13 protein-coding genes are annotated in these 24,335 nt (G+C 47.3%); 2 read left to right on the top strand and 11 right to left on the bottom strand.

Annotated elements, in window-relative coordinates; all coding sequences use genetic code 11:
- Positions 1-15: 15 nt before the first annotated feature.
- From LOZ80_RS20845 to LOZ80_RS20895, 11 genes are all read right to left on the bottom strand, one after another.
- Entirely contained in the window at positions 16-1,536 is a 1,521-nt protein-coding gene (locus LOZ80_RS20845; protein ID WP_238173059.1) for a spore germination protein, read from the bottom strand.
- Positions 1,537-2,147: 611 nt separating this feature from the next.
- The gene (locus LOZ80_RS20850; protein ID WP_238166513.1) at positions 2,148-7,682 is read right to left on the bottom strand and encodes a cadherin-like beta sandwich domain-containing protein; all 5,535 of its coding nucleotides are present in this window, start codon (positions 7,680-7,682) and stop codon (positions 2,148-2,150) included.
- Between the two features lie 84 nt (positions 7,683-7,766).
- Positions 7,767-12,821, bottom strand: coding sequence for a cadherin-like beta sandwich domain-containing protein (locus LOZ80_RS20855; RefSeq protein WP_238166514.1), 5,055 nt, complete (start codon positions 12,819-12,821; stop codon positions 7,767-7,769).
- A 325-nt stretch (positions 12,822-13,146) separates the two neighbouring features.
- The gene (locus LOZ80_RS20860) at positions 13,147-13,821 is read right to left on the bottom strand and encodes an MgtC/SapB family protein (RefSeq protein WP_238173060.1); all 675 of its coding nucleotides are present in this window, start codon (positions 13,819-13,821) and stop codon (positions 13,147-13,149) included.
- 51 nt (positions 13,822-13,872) lie between these two features.
- Positions 13,873-15,006 carry an alanine dehydrogenase gene (gene ald / locus LOZ80_RS20865; protein ID WP_238166515.1) on the bottom strand — a complete coding sequence of 378 codons (1,134 nt, stop codon included), beginning with the start codon at positions 15,004-15,006 and terminating at the stop codon, positions 13,873-13,875.
- A gap of 19 nt (positions 15,007-15,025) precedes the next feature.
- Complete coding sequence (gene phnW, locus LOZ80_RS20870; RefSeq protein ID WP_238173061.1) at positions 15,026-16,126, bottom strand: 2-aminoethylphosphonate--pyruvate transaminase; 1,101 nt, start codon at positions 16,124-16,126, stop codon at positions 15,026-15,028.
- Positions 16,127-16,168: 42 nt separating this feature from the next.
- On the bottom strand, positions 16,169-16,984 hold the full coding sequence (phnX, locus tag LOZ80_RS20875) for a phosphonoacetaldehyde hydrolase (protein ID WP_238166516.1): 816 nt from the start codon (positions 16,982-16,984) through the stop codon (positions 16,169-16,171).
- 34 nt (positions 16,985-17,018) lie between these two features.
- Complete coding sequence (locus tag LOZ80_RS20880; protein ID WP_238166517.1) at positions 17,019-17,804, bottom strand: DeoR/GlpR family DNA-binding transcription regulator; 786 nt, start codon at positions 17,802-17,804, stop codon at positions 17,019-17,021.
- A gap of 27 nt (positions 17,805-17,831) precedes the next feature.
- Positions 17,832-19,556 (bottom strand): putative 2-aminoethylphosphonate ABC transporter permease subunit, encoded by a 1,725-nt coding sequence (locus LOZ80_RS20885; RefSeq protein ID WP_238166518.1) that lies wholly within the window; start codon positions 19,554-19,556, stop codon positions 17,832-17,834.
- Complete coding sequence (locus tag LOZ80_RS20890) at positions 19,556-20,593, bottom strand: putative 2-aminoethylphosphonate ABC transporter ATP-binding protein (RefSeq protein WP_238166519.1); 1,038 nt, start codon at positions 20,591-20,593, stop codon at positions 19,556-19,558. The genes LOZ80_RS20885 and LOZ80_RS20890 overlap by 1 nt, the downstream gene beginning before the upstream one ends.
- A gap of 85 nt (positions 20,594-20,678) precedes the next feature.
- Positions 20,679-21,776 carry a putative 2-aminoethylphosphonate ABC transporter substrate-binding protein gene (locus LOZ80_RS20895; protein ID WP_238166520.1) on the bottom strand — a complete coding sequence of 366 codons (1,098 nt, stop codon included), beginning with the start codon at positions 21,774-21,776 and terminating at the stop codon, positions 20,679-20,681.
- Between the two features lie 522 nt (positions 21,777-22,298).
- Here LOZ80_RS20895 and LOZ80_RS20900 point away from each other — a divergent pair.
- Together LOZ80_RS20900 and LOZ80_RS20905 are read left to right on the top strand one after the other, a co-directional pair.
- Complete coding sequence (locus LOZ80_RS20900) at positions 22,299-23,234, top strand: permease (protein WP_238166521.1); 936 nt, start codon at positions 22,299-22,301, stop codon at positions 23,232-23,234.
- A gap of 16 nt (positions 23,235-23,250) precedes the next feature.
- On the top strand, positions 23,251-24,153 hold the full coding sequence (locus LOZ80_RS20905) for a TIGR03943 family putative permease subunit (protein WP_238166522.1): 903 nt from the start codon (positions 23,251-23,253) through the stop codon (positions 24,151-24,153).
- The last annotated feature ends 182 nt before the right edge of the window (positions 24,154-24,335 follow it).

Below are 24,335 nucleotides of genomic sequence, written 5' to 3' on the forward strand. Positions count from 1 at the left end.
GACGTACTTCCTCTCCTAGTGAAAGCTGTTCATGGTTGGCGAATCTTCTTCTTCGTCTGACCTTTGATTTTTTCTGGTTATGGAATAGGGACGTGAAACCATTGCCCACCTTGGAAGCCTGAATAAGGTATCTTTCTGCTCTGACAGTTGAAACGGAGCTAGAGCGCTCATGTAAGGTACACCGAATGAGTGCAGGCTGCACAAATGTAGGACGATCAGAATGATGCCAAGGACGATCCCGTACAAGCCGAATGTCGCGCCTAGCACCATCAGTGGAAACCTAAGTATACGAATGGAGATCGACATATTGTACGCAGGGATTACAAAGCTGGCCATCGCTGTAATCGACACCACAATGACCATCGCCGCAGATACAATGCCGGCCTGAACTGCCGCTTGTCCAATGACCAACGTGCCTACGATTGAAATCGCCGAGCCGACAGCCCTGGGCATTCGGACACCTGCCTCACGCAAGATTTCGAAGGTGATCTCCATCATCAGCGCCTCAAGAAAAGCCGGAAAAGGCACACCTTCCCGTTGAGCCATCAGACTAACAAGCAAGTTAGTCGGAATCATTTCTTGATGGAACGTCGTAACGGCAACATACAGGGAAGGCAAGATCAACGTAATTAAGAAGCATAGATATCGAATCAAGCGGATAAGCGTGCTAATGTCCCAGCGTTGGTAATAGTCTTCTGCCGATTGGAAATATTGGACAAACAGCGCTGGAACCAACAGAACAAACGGGGTTCCGCCGATAATAATCGCTATGCGCCCCTCCAATAAGCCTGCGGCGATCACATCGGGGCGCTCGGTGTTAAGTAGTGTTGGAAAGGGCGACCAAGTTTCATCCTGAATATATTCTTCGATATAGCCGCTTTCCAATATGCCGTCTATATCAATGCGGTCCAATCGCTGCCTTACTTCTTCAATGACACTATCATCAGCAATCCCTTTGAGGTACATGACTGCTACTTCGGTTCTCGTTACGCTGCCGATCTCTCTGGATTCCAGCCATAGTCTGGAATCCTTGATTTTACGCCGAATCATAGCTGTATTAATACGCAGCGATTCCGTGAAACCCTCGCGCGGTCCCCGGATAAGCGATTGCGCAGAGGGTTCCTCAACTCCTCGGTGCTCCCAGCCGCGGGTACCGGCAACCATTGCCCGATCCCTGTTTTCCATTAGAATGACGCAATCCCCGGATAACACCGCCAATATTAACGCTTCGAAATCCGTGACATCGACAAGGCCTTCGACTGTTAATACAGTCTCCTTTAACAATTTCATCGGGTCAGGATGAGCTAACAATTCAGCACTAAGTTCTGCATCTTGCTTGATTCCGATCATCAGTGGGTCCAGGACATACTGATCCAGCGTATTCTTATCCGCCAGCCCATCTGTGTAGACGACCGCCATTTGAATAGAACCATTGCCAATCAAGAATTCCTTGATAATCAAATCGCTGCTGTTTCCGATAATCTCTTTAATTTTATTCAAATTGGAATGTAAATGATTTGTTAAGGGGATCCTCACTTGCTGTTTGCTATTTAAACGGGCATGGACTCTACTTTTCTCTCCATGATGCTCCGATAATAGTTTTTTTAAAAAATTCACTCCGATCCCCCCAATAGATCAAATTATTTCCAAATCTAGTCAGAGCCATACAAGAGGTTAGTGGTGTCTGCGCGAGGTTAAAAATGAAAAAATCGCCAACCTGCCTAATCGTATAGGTGGTTAACGATCTTTTCGTGCCAAATCGCTAATTTCGGATGCATCCGAACTTGCTTCTGAGGACAGCTCAAGTTTGGCACCTGTCCGGTACTCATAAGCGCGGACGAGCATGACGGCCATCTCTTTTCTGGTCATGGATGATTTTAAGGGAACTACAGGCCGCTATATTAGGTAAATGTGCAGTTTCTAGGAACGAATCGGAACTACAGGGTCTTATTTCGGGTAAATACGAGTCTTTCCACGAATATTGGAGAAATAGAGGCCTCCAGTTCCCCTTCGAGAACGAAAAGGGCTATTTGGGTTAAAATAGCGTACTGACGTTCCCTTATCCAACGAAGTTACAAAAAAAAGATCGCCATCCATCCCTAATCGTATTGTGGTTAGCGATTAGGTGGTTGGCGATCTTCTTGTGTCTATTTCAGCAGGTTATAGATCGCTTGTGCAGCTTCTGCACGGGTTGTATGTTCATCCGGTACGAACAACCCTTCTTGACGGCCTGAGAGCAGCTTCGCCTTCAGCGCGCTGTTCACAAAAGGCAGGGCCCAATCACTGATCTCGGATGCATCCGAACTTGCTTCTGAAGATGCCTCAAGTTTCGAGCCTGTCCGGTGCTCATAAGCACGGACGAGCATAACGGCCATCTCTTCTCTGGTGATGCTGCGATTCGGTTCGAAAGCTTGCTGCGCATTGCCGGTAATGATGCCCGCTTTATAGGCGGCAGCCACTTCCTTCGCATACCAATCTTTCTCTGTCACATCACCAAACGGAGACGTATCAGCAGATGAAAGACCTAGCGTCCGGGCTAACAATGCTGCGAACTCGGCACGGGATATATCTTTGCCAGGTGCAAAGGTCGCATCCGTCGCCCCATTCACGATATGTTGGGCGGACAGTTCTCGAATCGTCGAGTATGCCCAGTGCTGGTTGGTTACATCATTGTAATTCTTCTCCAACGAAAGCACGGCGTATTGGCTAAGTCGATCAGTTCCGACTTCGATAGCGGTATTTCCATTCACACGTTTTCCGCCTAAGTAGACCAGGCTTCCGTCTTTCTTAATCTCGTAGATGCCAGCCAGCTTCGGATCCATTCCCGCAGGTATCGGGAACGTCATTGTGACAGGCTTATCAAGCTTAGCCAAGACAAACTGTTTACCATCTGCGTTGGTCACGAAGATCGAGAGAGCAACCATTTGTCCGCCTAACTTGTAATTCGCGTTGTCCTTGCGGCTTGCTTCTTGGAGCGTCCGTTCCGCCTGCTCTGCTGCAACCGGCTCGATTTTCACCGTAATCTCAGCCTTGTTGTCCGGTTCTGGCAGCAAATCGCTTGCGGATTTCAACAGATCCCCAGGAAGGGTCAGTTTGACGTTCGGTGCCTGAACTTGCAAGGTGCGTCCGTTAAACTGCTCGGCCTGCTCCACCCCAATAATCACGCGATTCTTTCCTTCCGGTAGTTCGACGGATACGGATGACTGATTTTCCTTTAAGTCATCGTCCTTGATAATTACTGCATCTTCTGGCAACTTCGGCTTATCCGGCGTTGTCGATGATCCTGGAGTTTCGGATGGACCCGGATCTGAATTTGACGAACGATTTACTGTAATGCCATATTGCTTGAACGTACCATCCTGCGCCGTTACCGTAACGGTAATCGCATTATTACCCACAACCAAATTTTCACCGCCATGCACTGCTACCGTTGCAGCAGAACTTGCTGCCGTGTAGGTGACAGTGGTCACCGTTGTTTCATACGGCACCAACAACGCGTAGCCGAGCTTGTCCGACGCGAAGCCGTTCACTGTCGTTCCATTTACGCGCAAATCCACTAAAGAAGCGTCAGACGACAGCGCTTGTGTCTGTCTGGTTACCGCAATGCTGTACACCTTTGTTGTGCCGTCTTGCGCCGTAACCGTTACGGTCACCGGATTGTTGCCCACAACCAAATTCTCGCCGCCATTCACCGCTACCGTTGCAAATAGACTTGCCGCCGTGTAGGTGACTTTGGTCACTGTTGTTACATACGGCACCAACAACGCGTAGCCGAGCTTGTCCGAAGCGAAGCCGTTCACTGTCGTTCCATTTACGCGCAAATCCACTAAAGAAGCGTCGGACGACAGCGCTTGTGTCTGTCTAGTTACCGCAATGCTGTAAATCTTTGTCGTGCCGTCCTGCGCCGTTACCGTAACGGTAATCGCATTATTACCCACAACCAAATTTTCACCGCCATGCACTGCTACCGTTGCAGCAGAACTTGCTGCCGTGTAGGTGACAGTGGTCACCGTTGTTTCATACGGCACCAACAACGCGTAGCCGAGCTTGTCCGACGCGAAGCCGTTCACTGTCGTTCCATTTACGCGCAAATCCACTAAAGAAGCGTCAGACGACAGTGATTGTGTCTGCCTGGTTACCGCAATGCTGTAAATCTTTGTCGTGCCGTCCTGCGCCGTTACCGTAACGGTAATCGCATTATTACCCACAACCAAATTTTCACCGCCATTCACTGCTACCGTTGCAGATGGACTTGCCGCCGTGTAGGTGACAGTCGTCACCGTTGTTTCATACGGCACCGACAACGCGTAGCTCAGCTTGTCAGTTGCGAAGCCGTGCACTGTCGTTCCATTTACACCCAAATCCACTAAAGAAGCGTCGGACGACAGCGCTTGTGTCTGCCTGGTTACCGAAATGCTGTACACCCTTGTTGTGCCGTCTTGCGCCGTAACCGTTACGGTCACCGGATTGTTGCCCACAACCAAATTCCCACCGCCATTCACTGCTACTGTTGCAGCAGGACTTCCCGCCGTGTAGGTGACAGTGGTCGCCGTTGTTTCATACGGCACTGACATCGCATAGTCAAACTTATCCGGTGCGAAGCCGCTAAGCGAAACGCCGTTCAACTTCAAATCTGTCAAAGTTGCATCGCCGCTTGAAACTTGTTCGCCCGTAAAATCGATTTCGCTCATGCTGGTAAATTTCGCGGAGTTCGTATTATACGTTGACGTAACGACGAATTTCACGTAACGACCATTCAGAGTTTTGCCAAACGAAGCATAATCCGAATAAACAGTGCCTGTCCATGTCTTACCGAATGTCCCGGTAACTTTGTTGGCCGGATTGGCCAAGTAAACAGTGTTCTTCAAGTCGGCCAAATTGTCCGAGGCATATAATTCAAACGTTTTTGGGAATCCCATATCGCCTTGGTTGAGACGGCTCTTTCTGTTAACACCATTGATACTATGCGTGCTCTTCATATCGACGATAACCCAATGAGGGAAATCTGGCACGGGGGACTGCCATTTGGAATGCCAAATGGATGACAACGAATCGTCGAGAATGTTGCTCGCGTAATCACCATCATTGTCTGCGTAAGAACTGAATGAATCGATAGAGAAATCCTTTTTCGGGACGAATGTGTAGGTGAGTTTAGCTTGGGCCATCTGAAGCGCCCACATCAGCTCCATATAAGCCAGATCAATCACAGCTGCTTCAGATCCTGAAGTCAAGGTTTTTGCAGCAGCAAGCTTAGCTGTCAAATCCGTTTGCACTTGTGCCGGGATAGATGCACCAGTTATTCCCGCAACATGCGCAGCGAATTGCTCTGCTTCCTGAATCTTGGATGTTAACTGACTAAAGTTGAACAGATTAGCCGACTGGTACGAATCGGACAGCGCTTTGGCTTCCGTTGCGGACAGGGCGCGTTTCCATATTTTTAGATCGTCCAGCGTGACGTCCGCCCCACCATTGCCTTTATTGCCATCTGCACCGAGAATGATGTGGAAATTGGTATCCAAGCTGGATGTTCCCAATGTGGAAATGTTGCCTATGGCTTGCTTGATACCGTCAACATACGTTGATGCTGTATGATTTGCCCTGTCTACCGATATGGTAAAATAGTGCCACTCTTGCCCCACGCTCGCAGCTGAGTAATCGATACGGTTCCCAGCCCCATTAGCTAAATTAAGGGTCATGTTGTTAGAAGTCGCAGGACCAATGTACCAGCCCAGATTCCCGCCTGAATTCCAATTTTTGTTGGAAAGGACTGTTTGATCTGCTGCCAGATTGCCCTTATGCCAGAATGAGATCGTAAAGTCGCCATTTCCGAACTTCAAGTCCGATCTGTCGCCAAGATCGACATAATTGGTGTTGCCTGCTGCTATGCTGAGTGCTTGTCCGGATTTGCCCGTTACGAATGAAACCGAACCTGCTTGGGTAGCTGCACCACTTGTCCCTGAAGCGTCTTCGTTCAGATTACCGTTGAATTTCATATCCGACACAAGCTGATTCCACATCGTAGTTGGGTCAATGGGCGTCGGCGCCGGCGGTGCAACTTGAGAAGCATAGAGCATTTGCACCGGAGCACTTGAGTTGCCAGTAGCATCCGTTGCCTTTACAGATATCAGATAAGTCTTTGCCGGATTGAGATCCTTCATTGGAATATTCATGTTATTCGGGATCGGTGTGAAGTAAAAATCCGACAAAACATTGTACGTTTTTTCTACTTGAGCCGTTCTATAGTCATACACTTTGACTTCATAATGATGCATGGAGTCATCGTCCGTGGCTTGCTTGAACGAGAGCACCGGCACGTTATCCGCTCTCTTTTCCACCTTCATATTCAGGTTCACTGGGAACTCTGGCGCTACTTTGTTGCGGTTTTGTGGCTTGTACGTAAAATTGCTTTTGATTTCCTCGTTAGTATTGCCTGATAACTTCACGACCCATTTCTTACCCGCTAATGCGCCGGCGCTGTTGAAAGCCGGGACTGCAGATCCTTTACCCCATTGATACTCAATACGCTCAATCTCTATACGATCCTGGTACACCTCTATGATTGGGGACTGAGTTCCTGAGAACAAAGCTGTTTCATTCAGTCCTCCTTCTTTCGTAACCATGGAGTACCCGTATTCCGTCTCCAGATACGACATAGATCCGACATTAATCACGGTGAAGTCCTTCTGGAAAATGGAGCGCTCATCATTAATGTTCAAGTGAGAGTGACCCGATAATACAACAACTTGCGGAAAATCCTTCAGATCCGCATTCAGGTTCCCATTGGAAGCCTGCTGCCCGTCCATGACCGTTCCAGCAATCGGATGGTGCAAAGTAAGGAAGATCGGCTTATTGCGACTTGCCGGATCAGCGGTTATCGCTGCAAGCCGTCCCCTCAGCCAGTTTCTTTGTGTCGTGTCCCCATTGTAGTTGTTCGCGTTCACGAAGAAGAAGGAATACCCTTTGATTGTCTTCTCGTAATAACCGTTTGATTGGCTCGTGAACCATTCCGCCGGATACCCTTTTTGCACATCAGAGACGCGTGCGTCATGGTTGCCGATCGCAATCTGCATTTGCATACCGCTCCAGCCTTTTCTTTCCATCTGTGTTTTTAAAATATCGTAAACGAACGAATGATGTTGACCCGTGTTAAAGTTATTATCATTAATCATGTCACCGGCAAAAACGATGGCATCCGGATTAGGCAGAACAGAACCGAGGACATCAAAATTACTCACCCATCTGGCTCGATTATTGGCATCATCTTCAGCTGTACCCGGCGCCATATGGACGTCACCCATCGCAGCGAATTTCAGCAGTGGCTTCTCGGTAGTCTTAATGATATAGCCATAAGTCCCGGCTATACTCCAGCCGCCATCTTTCATAGCAATAACCGAAACGTTCGTGGATTCCGTAAGAACGATCGGCGTTCCATTATACTTGATGCTGGTTTCGTCAGGCAATGTGCCGTCCAGCGTATAATAGATGTCTGCCCCTGGAGTCGTGGTGCTAAGCTCAACATTAATGGATTGTTCATAGCGGCCCCCTGGGATGGAAGGCACAGGCTTATCGACAGTAACGGCGGCCACGGCAGCCGGGATAAAACCTGCTCCCGCTGAATAAACAACAGAACAAGCGATGGTACAGGCCATAAAAGCGGATATGAATTTCTTGACATTCAACACGAGAAAACCTCCTTTTGATTATCTTAATAAAAAAAAGATCGCCATCCTCCCTGATCGTATCGGTGGTTGGCGATCTTCTTATGTCTATTTCAGCAGGTTGTAGATCGCTTGTGCAGCTTCTGCACGGGTTGTATGTTCATCCGGTACGAACAGCCCTTCTTGACGGCCGGAGAGCAGCTTCGCTTTCAGAGCGCTATTCACGAAAGGCAGAGCCCAATCGCTGATGTCGGATGCATCTGAACTTGCTGCTGAGGATGCCTCAAGTTTCGATCCTGTCCGGTGCTCATAGGCACGGACGAGCATGACGGCCATCTCTTCTCTGGTGATGCTGCGATTCGGTTCGAAAGCTTGCTGCTCATTGCCAGCAATAATGCCGGCTTTATAGGCAGCAGCCGCTTCCTTCGCATACCAGTCTTTCGCTGTCACATCACCGAACGGAGACGTATCAGCAGATGAAAGTCCTAATGTCCGGGCGAGCAAAGCTGCAAACTCGGCGCGGGATATGTCTTTGCCAGGCGCAAAGGTTGCGTCCGTTGCCCCGTTAACGATATGCTGGGCTGACAACTCTCGAATTGTCGCGAATGCCCAGTGCTTATCCGTCACGTCATTGTAATTCTTCTCCAAAGAAAGCACAGCGTATTGGCCAAGTCGATCCGTTCCGACTTCGATAGCGGTATTTCCATTCACACGCTTTCCGCCCAAGTAGACAAGGCTTCCGTCTTTCTTAATCTCGTAGATGCCAGCCAGTTTCGGATTCATTCCCGCAGGAATCGGGAACGTCATCGTGACAGGCTTCTCAAGCTTAGCCAAGGCAAACTGTTTGCCATCTGCGTTGGTCGCGAAGATCGAGAGGTCGACCATTTGTCCGCCCAACTTGTAATTCGCATTGTCTTTGCGGCTTGCTTCTTGGAGCGTCCGCTCCGCTTGCGCTGCAGCAATCGGTTCGATTTTCACGGTAACCTCAGCCTTGTCGTCAGGTGTCGGCAGCAAATTGCTTGCGGATTTCAACAGATCCCAAGGAACGGTCAGTTTGACGTTCGGTGCCTGAACTTGCAAGGTGCGTCCGTTAAACTGCTCGGCCTGCTCCACCCTAATAATCAGGCGATTCTTTCCTTCCGGTAGTTCGACGGATACGGTTGACTGATCGTCCTTTAAGTCATTGTCCTTGATAGTTACTGCATCTTCTGGCAACTTCGGCTTATCCGGCGTTGTCGATGGCTCTGAAGGATTGGATGGCCCTGGATCTGATTCTAAATTTGACGAACGATTTATTGCAATGCCATATTGCTTGAACGTGCCATCCTGTGCCGTCACCTTAACAGTGATCACATTGGAGCCAACATTTAAGCTGCTGCTCCCTGTGACAGCGGCCGTTGCTGCAGCATGATAAACCGAATAAGTCACAGTGGCAACAGTTGATCTGTAAGGAACATCCATGGAGTAGTTCAGCTTGTCCGGTGCAAAGCCGCTCACTGTCACTCCATTCACCTGCAGATCCCGCAGCGTTGCGTTGGACGATGCCGATTGAGATTGTCTGGTTACCACTAGGGTATACGTACTTTCACTGGTACCATCTTGCGACGTCACCTTAACGGTGACTGGATTATCACCGACGATCAAATTCTGGCCGCCACTCACCACTACGGTTGCAGCAGAATTCGCTTTCGTATAGGTCACATTTGTAACCGTCGTCTCATAGGGTACCGACATCGCATAGTCGAACTTATCCCCTGCGAATCCACTCACCACCGTTCCGTTCACACTCAGATCGATCAAAGAACTGTCGGAGGATAGCGGTTGAGGTTGCCTAGTTATCACAATAGTATAAATACTCTTGCTGGTACCGTCTTGCGCCGTCACCGTGACGGTAACCGGATTATCACCGACAACCAGATTCTCGCCGCCACTCACCGCTACGGTTGCAGCAGGGTCCGCTTTCGAATAGGACACGGTTGCCACAGTCGTCTCATACGGCACCACTATCGCATAGCCAAGCTTTTCCGGCGTGAAGCCGCTGATCGCAGCGCCATTGACTTTTAATTCCGTTAAAGCCACATCCCCACTAAAAGCCTTTTCGCCAGTAAAATCAATTTCGCTCATACTGGTATAGATTGCGTTTGGATCATAGGTTCCAGTAACAACAAATTTCACATACCGGCCCTGCAGTGTTTTGTCCAAAGAAACATAATCCTTATAAACCATGCCTGTCCAAGTCTTGCCGAACGTGCCGGCAGCTTTATTAGCCGCATTGCCCAAGAATGCAGGATCGTTTAAATCAGCCAGATGATCCGAGGCGTACAATTCAAACGTTTTGGGGAATGCCATATATGATTGATCGGTACGGCTCTTTCTCTGAATACCACTGATCTTATTCGTATTCTTCATATCGATAATGACCCAGTGCGGGAAAGGATCAGCTGGTGCTTGATACTTGGAATGCCAAATCGTCGTCTCTTGCCCGTCCAGGATATTTTTTGCTTCATCATTGTCATTTTCAGCATATGAACTGTATGCTTGCAGGGAGAAATTTGTTTTCGGTAAGAATGTGTACACGACAGCACCTTGCGCTGCTTTCAGTGCCCAAATCAAATCCAGATAAGCCTGATCGATTATCGTTGCACCAGAATCCGCTGCCAAAGATTTGGCTGCAGCAATTTGAGCTGTCAGCTCATTTTGCACCTGCACAGGAAGAGATAGTCCTGTTGTCCCGGCAATTTGCGCTGCGAATTGCTCAGCTTCTTGAATTTTTGACGTCAATTGATTGAAATTGTATAAATTCTCTGTCGTCTCTTCTTTATAAGAATCGGATAGCGCTTTGGCTTCCGTTGCAGTCAGAGCACGCTTCCAGATTTTCAAATCATCCAGCGTAACTTCTGCTCCACCATTTCCCTTATTGCCATCGGCTCCGAGAATAATATTAAAAGAAGTATCCAAACTGGCTGTCCCTAATACAGAGATGTCCTTGGTTGCCTTCAGAACTCCGTCCACGTACGTTGAGGCAGTCTTGTTCGTTCTGTCTACAGATAACGTGAAGTAATGCCACTCTATTCCCACATTTTGAGCGGAATAATCAATACGATTGCCTCCAGCCGCCATGTTAAGGGTCATGTATTTCGTAGTCGCAGGGCCGACATACCAGCCAGGATTTCCACCCGAGTTCCAGTTTTTATTGGCGAGAACCGTCTGATCCCCGGCCAAATCGCCCATATGCCAGAACGAGATTGTGAAATTGCCATTTCCGAACTTCAGGTCGGATCTATCGCCCATATCCACATAATTGGCATTGCCGGCTGCAATTTCGACCGCTTGACCGGATTTACCTGTGACGAAAGTGACATCACCGCTTTGAGCAGCTTTGCCGGTTACACTTGGAGCATCCTCATCCAGATTACCCTCGAATTTCATATCAGACACGAGCCCATTCCACATTGTAGAAGGGTCTATCGGTGTCAATCCCGGCGCTGTGCCTCCGGTCCGGTAGGCAGTCTGCACAGGAGTGCTTTTGTTGCCGTAAACATCCACGGCTGTTACGTTGATCATATAAGAGGTTGCCGGATCCAAGTCGGCCATCGGAATATTCATTTTATTCGGAATCGGCGAGAAGTAATAATCCGACAAAACGTTGAATGATTTCACTGTTTCAGCCGTTCTCTGGTTCAACAGTTTGATTTCATAGTGATGCATGGACTGATCGTCTTTGGCTTGTCGGAAAGAAAGCACCGGTACGTTACTCACTCCTGGCAGCACTTTGATCTCGGGGTTCGCCGGGAATTGAGGCGCTGTTTTGTTGCGGTTGCTTGTTGTGTACGTGAAGTTGCTTTTAATTTCCGCATTGGAATTGCCTTGCAGCTTCACAACCCATTTCTTCCCTGCCAATGCCCCAGCGCTGGAGTACGGAGGCGGGGTGCCCGCTCCTTCTCTCCCTATTCCTTCCCACTTACCTCCATTAATGATGGAGCCTGGATCGCCGTTATACTCCACTCGCTCAATCTCTATGCGATCCTCGTATACCTCAATAAATTCCGATTGATTAACAGGAAATTCATTGCGATTTGCCATTAAACCTTCGTTCGTGACAGCGCCGTACCCACTCTCTGTCTCTACATAGGACATAGATCCCAGATTGATCGCTGTAAAGTCTTTCTGGTAAATGGAACGATCATCGTTAATATTCAAATGGGAGTGGCCGGATAAGACGATGACTTGCGGAAAATCCTTTAAATCCGCATACAAATTCTCATTTGCAGACTGCGCGCCGTCCATGACTGTATTTTTAACCGGATGATGCAAAGTAATAAAGATTGGCTTGTTAAGGTTTGCCGGATCGCTAGTCAACGCTGCCAGTCGCCCCTTCAGCCAATTCCGTTGATTCGTGTCACCGTTGTAGTTGTTCGCGTTCAAGAAGAAAAAAGAATAGTCTTTAATTGTCTTCTCGTAATACCCGTTGGACTGACTCGTGAACCATTCATTCGGATAACCAGCTTTGACCTCTGCTACGCTGGCGTCATGGTTGCCGATGGCAATCTGTACAGGCATATCTTCCCAGCCTTTTCGTGCCATTTGTTCCTGGAAAACCTCGCGAACAAAAGCATGATCACGCCCTTTGCCATCGAAGTTATCATTGATTAAATCGCCTCCGATAACAATCGCATCCGGCTTGAAAATGGAAGACATCACATCAAAGTTGCTGGTGTACCGTGCTTTCGTACTGAGTTTATCCGCCGGTGTGTTCGTTCCGATATGAAGGTCAGACATCGCTGCAAATTTCAGCAGTGGTTTTTCAGATGTTTTGATGATGTAGCCGTAAGTCCCTGCTTTACTCCAAACACCGTCTTTCAGGGCAATAACTGAAATGTTCGTTGATTCCGTGATTAAAATCGGCGTTCCAGTATATTTGAGGCTGGTTTCGTCAGGCAATGTGCCGTCGAGCGTATAATAGACTTCTGCACCTGACGTCGTGGAGGTAAATGTAACATTGACTGATTGCTCATAGCGGCCAGCCGGCACTGAGGGGACTGGCTTGTCGACTATAACAGAAGCAACAGCAGCTGGGATGAAACCTGCACCCGATGAGTATACAACCGAGCAAGCAATCGTGCACGCCATGAATGTAGATACGAATTTTTTGGCATTCAACATGTAAGTCCTCCATCTAATCAATTTTGATCACCAAACATTTAAAACCACATTATTTTATTGTTTTTATTTGTGTTTAGTTTTATTTTATTGTTTGTTTGTTCTCGCAAAGTTAATTGCATATGGTGATTTTGTAAATATATCGAACTGAATGGTAAATTAGCGCACTGACGATCCCTTATACGCACGAGGTTACAAAAAAAGATCGCCCTCCTCCTGATCGTATAGGTGGTTGGCGATCTTTCGATGTGTATTTCAGCATCTCAACAAAGTTAAAAAAATTATTTATGTTGTTTTTATTATGTTTAATTGTATTGCTTCGATTTAATTACCTGCTCTCTATTTCCACAAAAGAAACATGTTCAACTGACTTCAATAAGGCATAGACATCCGTCGCCTGTACCTTTTCATACGTAAGCAACTTCAATTCCAACTGATTGGAGCTTCCTTCCACATCTCTCACTTTGACCCGCTCGACCTGCATGTTTAATTCTTTCAACTTTTGAAAGATTAGATTGGGATCCTGGCTTTCATGAAAAACGATTCTTACTTCCAAATATCTTTGCTTGAGTGAACGGGGACCGATTAACTTAATAAGGACGGGGAACAAATTAACGGACAGAATAATGAAGATCACGGCTACAAAAGCCTGGAGATAATACCCGGCTCCCGTTGCTATGCCCAGCGCAGAGGCTGACCATACCATCGAAGCTGTGGTCAACCCGGAAATTTCGTCATTGCTTTTTCTTAAAATAACGCCTGCACCCAAGAATCCTACGCCGCTTACGATTTGCGCAGCGAGCCGCATCGGATCCATGTTGGTGTGGCCAGGAATGGAGAACTTGCTTACTGACTCGATGGAGACCAACGTAATCAAACAGCTTGCAACAGCAATGACCATGTTGGTCTTCATGCCTACAGGCTTATGCTTGAGCTGTCGGTCAATGCCAATCAGCATGCCAAGAAATAGAGCAATACCTAGCTTGATAACAAAGTGAGACATCAACACTACACTTCCCCCACTTTTCTCGTTTCTGGCAGCATGCGAGACTTTTTATACGGAAACAGACAGTTCTTTGAGAACGCTATCGATCTCAACATAGGGATACCCCTGCGCTTCAGCAACTGCTTTATACGTGACCTTGCCTTCAATTGTGTTGAAACCTTTGGCCAAATCTTTATGCTGCAATCCAGCTTCGCGATAGCCTTTATTCGCAATTTGCAAGCCATAGCCTATCGTGACGTTCGTTAATGCGACTGTGGATGTCTGTGCAACCGCTCCAGGCATATTGGCAACTGCATAATGTACAACACCGTGCTTCACGTAGGTCGGGTTGCTATGCGTTGTAATCCGGTCGATGGTTTCAATCGATCCGCCTTGATCAATAGCTACATCCACGATAACAGAACCAGGCTTCATCGTTTTCACGACAGCTTCTGTCACGAGTCGCGGAGCGCGGCTGCCCGGAATCAGTACCGCACCGATCAGAAGGTCCGCTTTCTTAACGGCTTCTGCAATATTGCTGCCATGCGACATTAATGTCCGCAGACGACCCTGAAATTGATCATCCAGCTGGCGCAGCCGCTCTGCATTCACATCAAGCAGCGTCACGCTTGCGCCTAAGCCAATTGCCATTTTGGCCGCTTGCGTCCCCACCACGCCGCCGCCAATAATGACGACTTCAGCTGGCGCTACGCCAGGAACACCGCCTAGAAGAATTCCTTTTCCTCCTTTGGACTTCTCGAGGAATTGGGCGCCGATTTGAATCGACATCCGGCCAGCGACTTCACTCATCGGCGTCAGAAGCGGCAGCGACCCATTGCTCAATTGAATGGTTTCATAGGCGATGGCTATCACTTTCTTATCCGTTAACGCTCGGGTCAACTCGGATTCTGCCGCAAGATGCAAATAAGTGAATAGAATTAATCCTTCCCGAAAATACACATACTCGTCTTCAAGCGGTTCCTTTACTTTAAGAACCATATCCGCTGACCAAGCATCCGCTGCGAAGGGCACTATTTTGGCTCCTGCTTCTATATAATCATCGTTTGCAAACCCGCTCCCCCAACCAGCGCCTGCTTCAATCCAAACCTCGTGTCCATACTGTTTAAAAGAGGCAACGCCCGCAGGTGTAATCCCCACTCGATTCTCGTTGTTTTTAATTTCTTTCGGTACGCCAATAATCATGCTCATTCATCCCCTTTGGTTATGTCCAAAACTTTTCTTGCTGAATCGCATCCACAAGACGAATCATATCGTCTACCTGTACTTCTCCGATGTTACCGATCCGAAACGTATTCGCATTCGTAATTTTCCCCGGATAAATAACAAAGCCTTTGCGCTTCAATTTCTCATATAACGTTTGGAACTGGAAAGCTTCGCTTTCGGGATATAAGAAGGATGTGATGATTGGAGACTGCAACTGCTCCGGCAGCAGCGTTTCGAAACCGAGCAGTTTCATTCCTTTGACGAGCGCTCGCTGACTAGTTTTGTATCGATTGTATCTGGCGGTTATGCCGCCTTCATCTGCCAGTTCTTTCAGAGCTTCGTAGAAGGCACGGACGACATGAGTCGGAGAGGTGAACCGCCATTTGCCGTTATAATGTTCCATTTTGTCCCATTGATCGTACAAATCCAGAGAATGTGAACGGGCCCAGCCTGCGCACTTTTCCAATTCATCGATCTTGGCGATAACGAAGCCGAATCCAGGCACACCTTGGATGCACTTGTTCGCGCTGCTGATCAGGAAATCAATTTGCAGCTCCGCTATATCCATTGGAATTCCGCCAAAGGAGCTCATGGCATCTACAATATAGGTTTTGTTATATTTTTTTGCTATGCGGCCTACAGCTTCAATCGGGTTTAACATGCCTGTCGTCGTTTCGCAATGAACAACAGCTACATGCGTAATATCCGCATCTTCTTGCAGCAAGGACTCCAATTGATTCAAATCGGGAGGAGCAACCTCTCCGTTATCCAAGAGGACGAGCGGAATATTCAGCATTTTGGCCATATGCGCCATCCGCTGGCCATATGCGCCATTGGCCATAACGAGGATTTTACCATGCTGCGGAATAACGCTTCCGATAACAGCTTCCACGCAAAATGACCCGCTGCCTTGCATCAGAACGGAGGAATAGAACGAGGCCTCCTTGGTCGCTAGTCGGACAAGTCTGGTCCGAATATCCTGGACAATTCGATTATAGTCATCATCCCATGTACACCAGTCTTTCAGCATAGCCGCCTTTACCCTTTTGCTAGTGGAAAGCGGTCCTGGCGTCAGAAGTAAATACGGGTTGTCTTCGATCAGCTCAATATTCATCGTGATACTCTCCTTCGTTTTGTTCATCTATTGGTCGCCTCCAGCCATACGCACGTTAATGTCATCAATGACATGCACAAGATCACCGATCGTCGGAATCACGTAATGAGCTCCGGCTTCAAAGAAGCGTTTCTCAACGACAGCCATTTTCGCTTCCAATTCTTCAGCCGGCAGCGTGTTCACTTCTTCCTCGGTAAGACCGAGTTCGCTTCCGCCTTTCACGACGCCAACACTCCATGCCCCGGCATTGACACCTTCCTGAATATCGCTGATCGTATCGCCGACTTTCACAATCGCCTTAAACGGATAAACGCCTAAATTCATGGCATTTAGGTAACACATCCAGGGATATGGTCTCCCTGCCCTCACTTCAGAAGGAGTCACCAAGGAATCAGGTTCATATCCTTTCAATTTGGCTTCTCGACTCACAATATCCATCATTTCTCTGGTATAGCCGGTTGTTGAGCCTATTTTCAGCCCTCTGGCCCGCAGCTCCTTCATCAAATCCAGAGCACCAGGAATCGGGTCCGTGTACTGGGGTAAAATTTCAAAAAGCAGCGGCTCAAAATCGGCATACAAGTCATCTACATCGGCATCTGTCGGCAGAGCCCCGAACTGCTCCTTCCATAGCTGTGCGATTCGCGGTATACTGCATAACGTTTGGATATGATCCCACTTCAATAACCCCATCGGGCCCCGCGCTTCTTCTGCGGTAATGGCAATGCCCCGCTTCTCAAAGATTCGGAGAAACACTTCGAGCGGCGCGAAACACCCGAAATCAACCATCGTACCCGCCCAATCAAAAATAACGGCTTGAATTTGACCTTCAACTTTTTTCGTCATCCTAACCATCCCTCTCACAGTCCATAAATTATTGTTATTCAGCTGCGATCCACGCTACACTCACGCGATCTAACTCAGCTTTCCAATCTTCCGGTGCTGGAACTCCACTGACAATGACATCGATTTCTTTCAAATCGGACATTTTATAAAATTGCACCATACCAATTTTGGAATGGTCGGCAACCACAACGCTCATTTTGGCATGCTCCATCATCTTCCTCACTAATTGACCGCGCTCTTCATCAAACGATGTGATCCCTTTGTCGATCATTATCCCATCGATGGAAATAAACGCTTTGTCTGCATAGAAATGCTCCACCAGTTTCTCGGCCAATGAGCCGACAACTCTGGATTGCAGCGAGCTTACTTTGCCTCCGATGAAAAATATTTCTCCCGAGTAGAGATCTCTATTTTTATAATCAATGAGCGAAAAGAGCGCAGGAATGGAGTTGGTCAAAATTGTGAGATCTTGCTTATGCAGCAGATGCTCGATCATCTGCAGGGTCGTCGAGCCGTCATCGATGAAAATCACTTCATTGTCCTCGACGAGCAAGGCAGCCGCCTGACCAATTTTACGCTTTTCGTCTACATGCAGGACTTCCCTGTTCAAATGGGAAGGTTCTTCACGGGAACGACTAATTTTCACCGCGCCGCCGTAGACCCGTTTCAACTGGTTCGTCTCCTCAAGATCCTCCAAATACCTGCGTACAGTCTCGGACGAAACTTGGAACACATCGACCAGCTCATGGGTAATTACTTTGCCTTCCGAATTGATCTGATTAAGAATATACTCCTTACGCGATTCACCGATTAATGACATGAACGGTAACCCCCTTGCAAGTAACGACTATTGGCGAACTTGCCATGCATCTGTTTTCCTTCTTACCTTCTTCGAAAGGATGGTGTAAAGCAGTCTTACGATCACATTCGTAATTACGATGAGCACCGCCATAGCAGCGGCTGCTGCAACATCGCCTGCATCCTCCATACTGACCAAGGCAACCGCAGCTAAATTCAAATCCGCAGACCGTAGAAACACGACGGCCGAAACGGTAACCATTGCGTTGACAAAGAAGTACATGGCGATTTCAATGATGGCTGGCAAACACATCGGTACCGTTACTTTCAGCAGTGTTCGATAGAACGGTACGCGCATCGATTCAGAAACAAGTTCGAATTCTTTATCCAGTTTCTTGAGCGCCGTCGTCGCTGTGATGAAAGGTACGCCATAGAAGTGAGTAATATTAGCCAGCACAAGGATGATCATCGTTCCGTAAACCCAATTCAAGGGATTATTCGGATTATTAAAGAAGAAAATGTAAGCCAAGCCTATTACCATACCAGGCAGGGCAAGCGGCAGTACGGACAGGAAATAGCCAATCTGTCTAAGTCCATTCAAATGACGCGATTTCTCGATCAAATAAGCGAACAAAAACGTAATGAACGTTCCGACAATTGCGGTAAGGAACGATACCTTTAAACTAGTCCAGAACGGGTCAAGTCCGGAACCTGCTACATGGGAGAAATCATAATGTTTAAAACTGAAACTTAAATTATAGGGCCAAACTTTAATCAAGGAAGCACAAACAATGGTTATTAATGGAATAAGGATCGCGGTAGAAATAAGCACACCAATGATTTGGTAAAACCTATCACGCGCTTTTCCGGCTGCAATCCGGTAGGGAGTCGACTTGGAAGAAAGCATGGAACGCTGTTTGCGCTCCACCATTCGATCCACCACAAAGGCGATAATAGCGGGAATCGTTAGCAAAATACCAACGGTGGCGCCCATCGACATATTTTGCTGTCCGATGACTTGCTTATAAATATCAGTCGCCAATACGTTGAATTTGCCACCGATTGCTTGCGGCGCCCCGAAATCTGTAAAGCAGGCAGTGAAGCAAACGAATATTGCACTTATGAGTCCATATTTGATCGATGGCAAGGTCACGGTTAGAAACATTTTCGTCTTGCTCGCGCCTAATGTTTCCGCAGCTTCATACAACCGTTGGTCCGTGATGGACAATGCCGTAATGAAAATGAGGAATGCTTGGGGGAACAAGTAGATGACCTCGGAAATAACGATGCCGACAGGACCATAGATCGGAATGCTGATACCGCCTGGCAATAATCCGAAGAAACCCTTGGTCACAATTCCTTGATTCCCAAACAAATACGTTAAAGCGATTCCATGCATCATGGTTGGTTCAAAAAGCGGCAGCATCGCAACATAATGCAAGTAAGCTTTGCCGCGAATGGTTGTTCGGCTAATCCCATATGCATATAGGAAGGCTAGGGTGACGGCAATTGCGGTCGAAAGCAGAGAAACCCAAATCGTATTCCATAAGGACTGCGCCAGGGATGGCGTCGTGAAATATTTGATGAAATTATGAATTCCGATGAATTCCGCATTTGCATTGAAAAAGGCTTTGCTGAATAATAAACAGAGCGGCACTAGTGTCGTTGTGGACAACGTAATGACAAGCGCGGCGATAAGAATATTTTGCAGATTGATGAGTTCTCCCCAGTTTCGGCGAACAGGCGGTGTCCATCCAGAAGATTGCTTCTCCATCACGCAGTCACTCCGGCATCTGGCGTAAATGAAATCACTCTCTCTTGCGGAAACTCAACGGACACTTCAGCAAACTTCATTAAGTTCAGTTTGTGTGCATGCTGTGAGGATACATCCACAGAGAGCAGTTGATTTCCAAGCAGATCTCTTAAATCACGGATGGGCTGCAATTGCAATCTATAGAACGGACCTCTGAACTCCATATGCTTGACGACAGCTTGAAAGCCTGAACCTGGAGAAGATATACGAATATGTTCGGGCCTGACAGCGAAATTAGTACGGGGAATATTCCCTTTCGGGGGCCCATAGGTTAAGAAATTAATGGATCCGATGAAATCAGCCACAAAAGGTGATTCCGGTTGATCATACACTTGCTGAGGAGTTCCGACCTGCATAATTTCTGCATTATTCATAACGACAATTCGATCTGCCATAGTTAAAGCTTCTTCTTGATCATGGGTAACCATAATCGTTGTAATGCCCAGCTTCTTCTGCAAATTACAAATTTCTTCTCGCAGCTTGGTCCGAACTTTGGCATCTAGCGCCGATAGCGGTTCATCAAGCAGGAGGAAATCCGGCGATAAGACGCAAGCTCTGGCAAGTGCAACTCGCTGCTGTTGTCCGCCCGAAAGCTGAGCAGGATAGCGGTCTTTCAAATGCAGCAGATCAACCAGTGACAGCGCCTCGTTTACTTTATCGCTGATTTCTTTCTTCGTGAGATTTCTTCCTTGCAGTCCGTAGGCAACATTCTGATCAGCTGATAAATTCGGAAATAAGGCGTAGGATTGAAAGACCATCCCGAAGTTTCGTTTGGCTGGCGGCAGAGCCGTAATATCCTTGCCTCCAACCGTGACTCGCCCGCGCGTCGTTTTTTCAAGACCAGCGATAATACGCAGCAAAGTTGTTTTACCGCAGCCGCTTGGACCCAGCAAGCAAATAAATTCATTTTTTTGAATATCGATGTTTATGTCTCTGAGGGCTGTGAAGGAGTCGAATGTTTTGTTCACACCTTGAATGGATAAATAGACTTCTGACATATGCTGCCTCCTTGAACTTAGAATGAGAAGGAAGCGGCCGCAACCGCGATGGGCCAGAACTCAACCGCTTCCGAAACTCGCTTGACTATTTTTTCGGCTCACTCTTCGTGTTGTACCGTTTATCCCATTCAGCCAAAATACTTTCGCGATTTTTCGCTGCTTCATTCAAATCGTTTTTGATCAATTGTTTGATCGGGTCCACCTTGTAACCTTCCGGAAGTTTGGAAGCGTCGGTTTGGATAGCCAAGATCGCATAGTTTTTGTTGTACTCCAGCATGGCATCGTCCGTAATGGCCCAATCCAGGAACTGCTGTGACACCTGTTTTATTGTTTTCTTCTTGATTAGTGCATTCGCTTCTACGTCCCACCCAGAACCTTCTTTGGGGAATACGACTTCAACGGGGGAACCGTTCTTTTTCTCTTGTAATCCCCGATAACCGAAGGAAATGCCGATCGGATACTCACCTGTGCCAGCCAATTTAGCTGGTTTAGATCCGGAGTGAACATACATCCCGATATTATCGTGTAGTTTGTTCATGTAGTCCCATGCTTTATCTTTACCATCCAATTGAATGAGTCCAGATACAGTCAGGAAGCCTGTCCCCGAGGAAGACGGGTTGGGCATCGTAATGAGCCCTTTATATTCCGGTTTAATTAAATCCGCATAAGTTTCAGGAATAGGCAATTTACGTTTATCCATCTCTGTTTTGTTAACAATGAAAGCTGTTTCCCAAGCATCAATGCCTACCCAATGCGCCGGTACATTTTTATCTTTAAATTCAGGAAGTATACGATCTACGCCCTGCGGAGCGTAGGGCTCCAATTGATTGTTCTGATCAAGCACCAGCAGGCTTGTTGCCGCCAACCCCCAAATAATGTCTGCTTGCGGATTGTCTTTCTCGGCCAACAGTTTGGCTGTGATGACCCCTGTCGAATCTCGGACAATGTTAATTTTGACATCTGGATATTTCTTTTTGTAACTAGCCAAATAGTTCTTGATCGCATCATCTTCCAGTGCCGTATACACGGTCAATTCCTTGCTGGTTGTATCCAAATTCCCAGTTCCTGCAGGACTTGCGGCAACTCCGGATGGTGTCTCTTTAATGGTTGCAGTTTTGCCGCATGCTGTTAATAGTGCTACTGCTGTAACGATGACGATCAGACTTCCAGATAATTTTTTCATTGTTCTGATTCCTCTCCTGGTTAGAATCTGTTCCTTCCGATACTTCACACACGCTTCTCTCTAGTTTCATTTAGTACTCTCTGGGTGCTAATTGCTGTTTCCACTGACCGACCTTCGATCAAAGATCCCCCCCGCATCGTTTTAGCACAAGAACGAACATAAAAACAACCTGTTTCATTAAAAATTAATTGCTTTTAGTTTCTTTTGGTTGTTTTCATACTCAAATTATATGTTGTGTTTGGTTGCGTGTCAATGATATTAATGTCATGAATCATGACATTATTTGTGTTTGGTCGAAAATCCCTCACTTATCATAGAAAATCCAGACTTTCTCCCCTTTAATTTGTCATGTATGTTTACATCAACTTTACAATTCAACTTAAATTTCAACGATTTTTACAATTTCTTAATGAATAGTTGTTGTTGAACTAACATTTCAATGCTAATATCAAACCAAACACACATCAAACAAACGAAAGACACTTGCGCGGATTGTTACTTTTTCCAAAGGAGGGCGGCTTCATGAGTTTTCTAAGCGACTTTCGCACCATGGTCATCGGTATTTTACTGGAGTCATTTCCTTTTATTTTGCTTGGCGTCATCATTTCCGCCCTGCTGCAAACCTTCATAAGCGATCAGGCACTACAGCGATGGATACCAAAGAAGACGATTCCCGGCATTCTTTTCGGCTGTTTGCTCGGCATCATCTTCCCGCTTTGCGAATGTGGAATCATTCCCGTGGTGCACCGGCTGATCCGCAAAGGCATGCCGCCTTATATCGGCATTGTGTTTATGATGGCCGGGCCGGTCATCAACCCGGTCGTGTTTACGTCCACGTTCGTGGCGTTTCGGGCTCAGCCTCAGATGGCTGTCTCCCGCATGGTGCTGGCTTTCGCTGCAGCGGCACTTATCGGGGTGTGGGCGGCTCGGGGAGTCCGTGATTCTGCGCTTCGCAATCCGGTCAATAACGGCCTTGAACCTGTCGCTTCAGGCAAAAAAAGCGTCAAGCGTCCGCTTTCCAACAAAGCGCCGAAAGCATCTTGGACAAAGAAATGGCATGAAACGCTGGAACATGCCGCCATTGAAATGTTTGATGTAGGCAAATTTCTGGTCTTAGGGGCTACTGTTACAGCTTTGCTGCAAACGGCTGTAAGCAGACAGTGGCTCCTTTCGTTAAGCGATGGAGATTGGACTCCGCATTTGTTTATGATGGGACTCGCCTATGTCCTTTCCATTTGTTCCACCGCAGATGCGTTCGTTGGCGCTACGTTCATTCCCGATTTCAGCTTGGGCTCCGTGCTCGCTTTTCTCGTGTTTGGCGCCATGCTGGATATCAAAAGCACATTGATGCTGCTCAAAGTGTTCCGACTCAAAACCGTCTTGACGGTTATGCTTATTTCAGCCGTCGTCGTTCTGCTCGGATCGGTTGCATTCGATCGGCTGTACACGTACTTATAGAATGGGAGGCAGGGGAATGAGTCAAATTTGGTCCGTGTTTGCGCATCGAACGATTAGAGCTGCGGTCTTGATTGCTTTCGTTATTTTTATTATCCAGATTAGCCGGGCGGATGCACTGATCTATTATGTCGCTCCGAGCATGGATCTCTGGGTGAAAAGTCTTGCTGTTGGCATGTATGTGCTGGCAATGCATCAGCTTTATTTGGCAGTACGTGATGTCATGTCCAAAAAGAAAGCGGAGGCATTCGCTTGTACTTGCTCGTCACATAGCCACCATCACTGGAAACCAGGTGTTATGATGATGTATGGAGCTTTGATCATTCCGCTTATACTGGCGTTTTCGTTTCCCAATGCGGTGCTCGGAAGTCAAATGGCCGCTAAAAAAGGCCTAAATTTAACGCCTTCAAGCATTCTCGTGAATAACGTTGATGCCATTCAGAACCAGCCTCCAAATGATAGGATTCAACTGGATACAGGACAGACCTTTCCGTTTAATGCCTACACCAAGCCTTATGCCAAGCAGGCTTCGGCTATGTTCAGCCAACCGCTCATTATGATTAACGACGATTTTTACATTGAATCGCTGACATCACTGGACTTGTATCAGGATCAATTTATCGGCAAAAAGGTGCAAATTGCAGGTTATGTTTACCGCCTCGACACCATGAACAACAATCAGTTCGCCTTGGGACGATTCTCAATGCGCTGCTGTGTCGCAGACTCTGTGCCGCTTGCCATTCTGGTAGAGACCGATAGCCCCGAACAATGGAAAAACGATATGTATGTTGTCGCTCTCGGCACCATTGAGAAACGTAAGATTGACGGTAAAGACGTATTAACGATCGTTGCCAAAACGATCGATACGCAAAAGGAACCAACGAGTCCCTACGTGTATCAGAATGCTTACTTTGGAAACTAAGGCAAAAAAGATCGCCAACCCTCCTCATATAGGTGGTTGGCGATCTTTCGTATCCTTGATGACCTGGTTATTCTCGATAGTCTTCTTTTTCCTGTTAAGAGCCTCCAAAGACTTCTATTCGTGTAAAACAGCCACTTTCTACCCAAATAGAAGCTCCTAAAGACTCTTATAGCTTGGTGGAG

This window comes from Paenibacillus sp. HWE-109, from assembly GCF_022163125.1.
GTDB lineage: Bacteria > Bacillota > Bacilli > Paenibacillales > NBRC-103111 > Paenibacillus_E.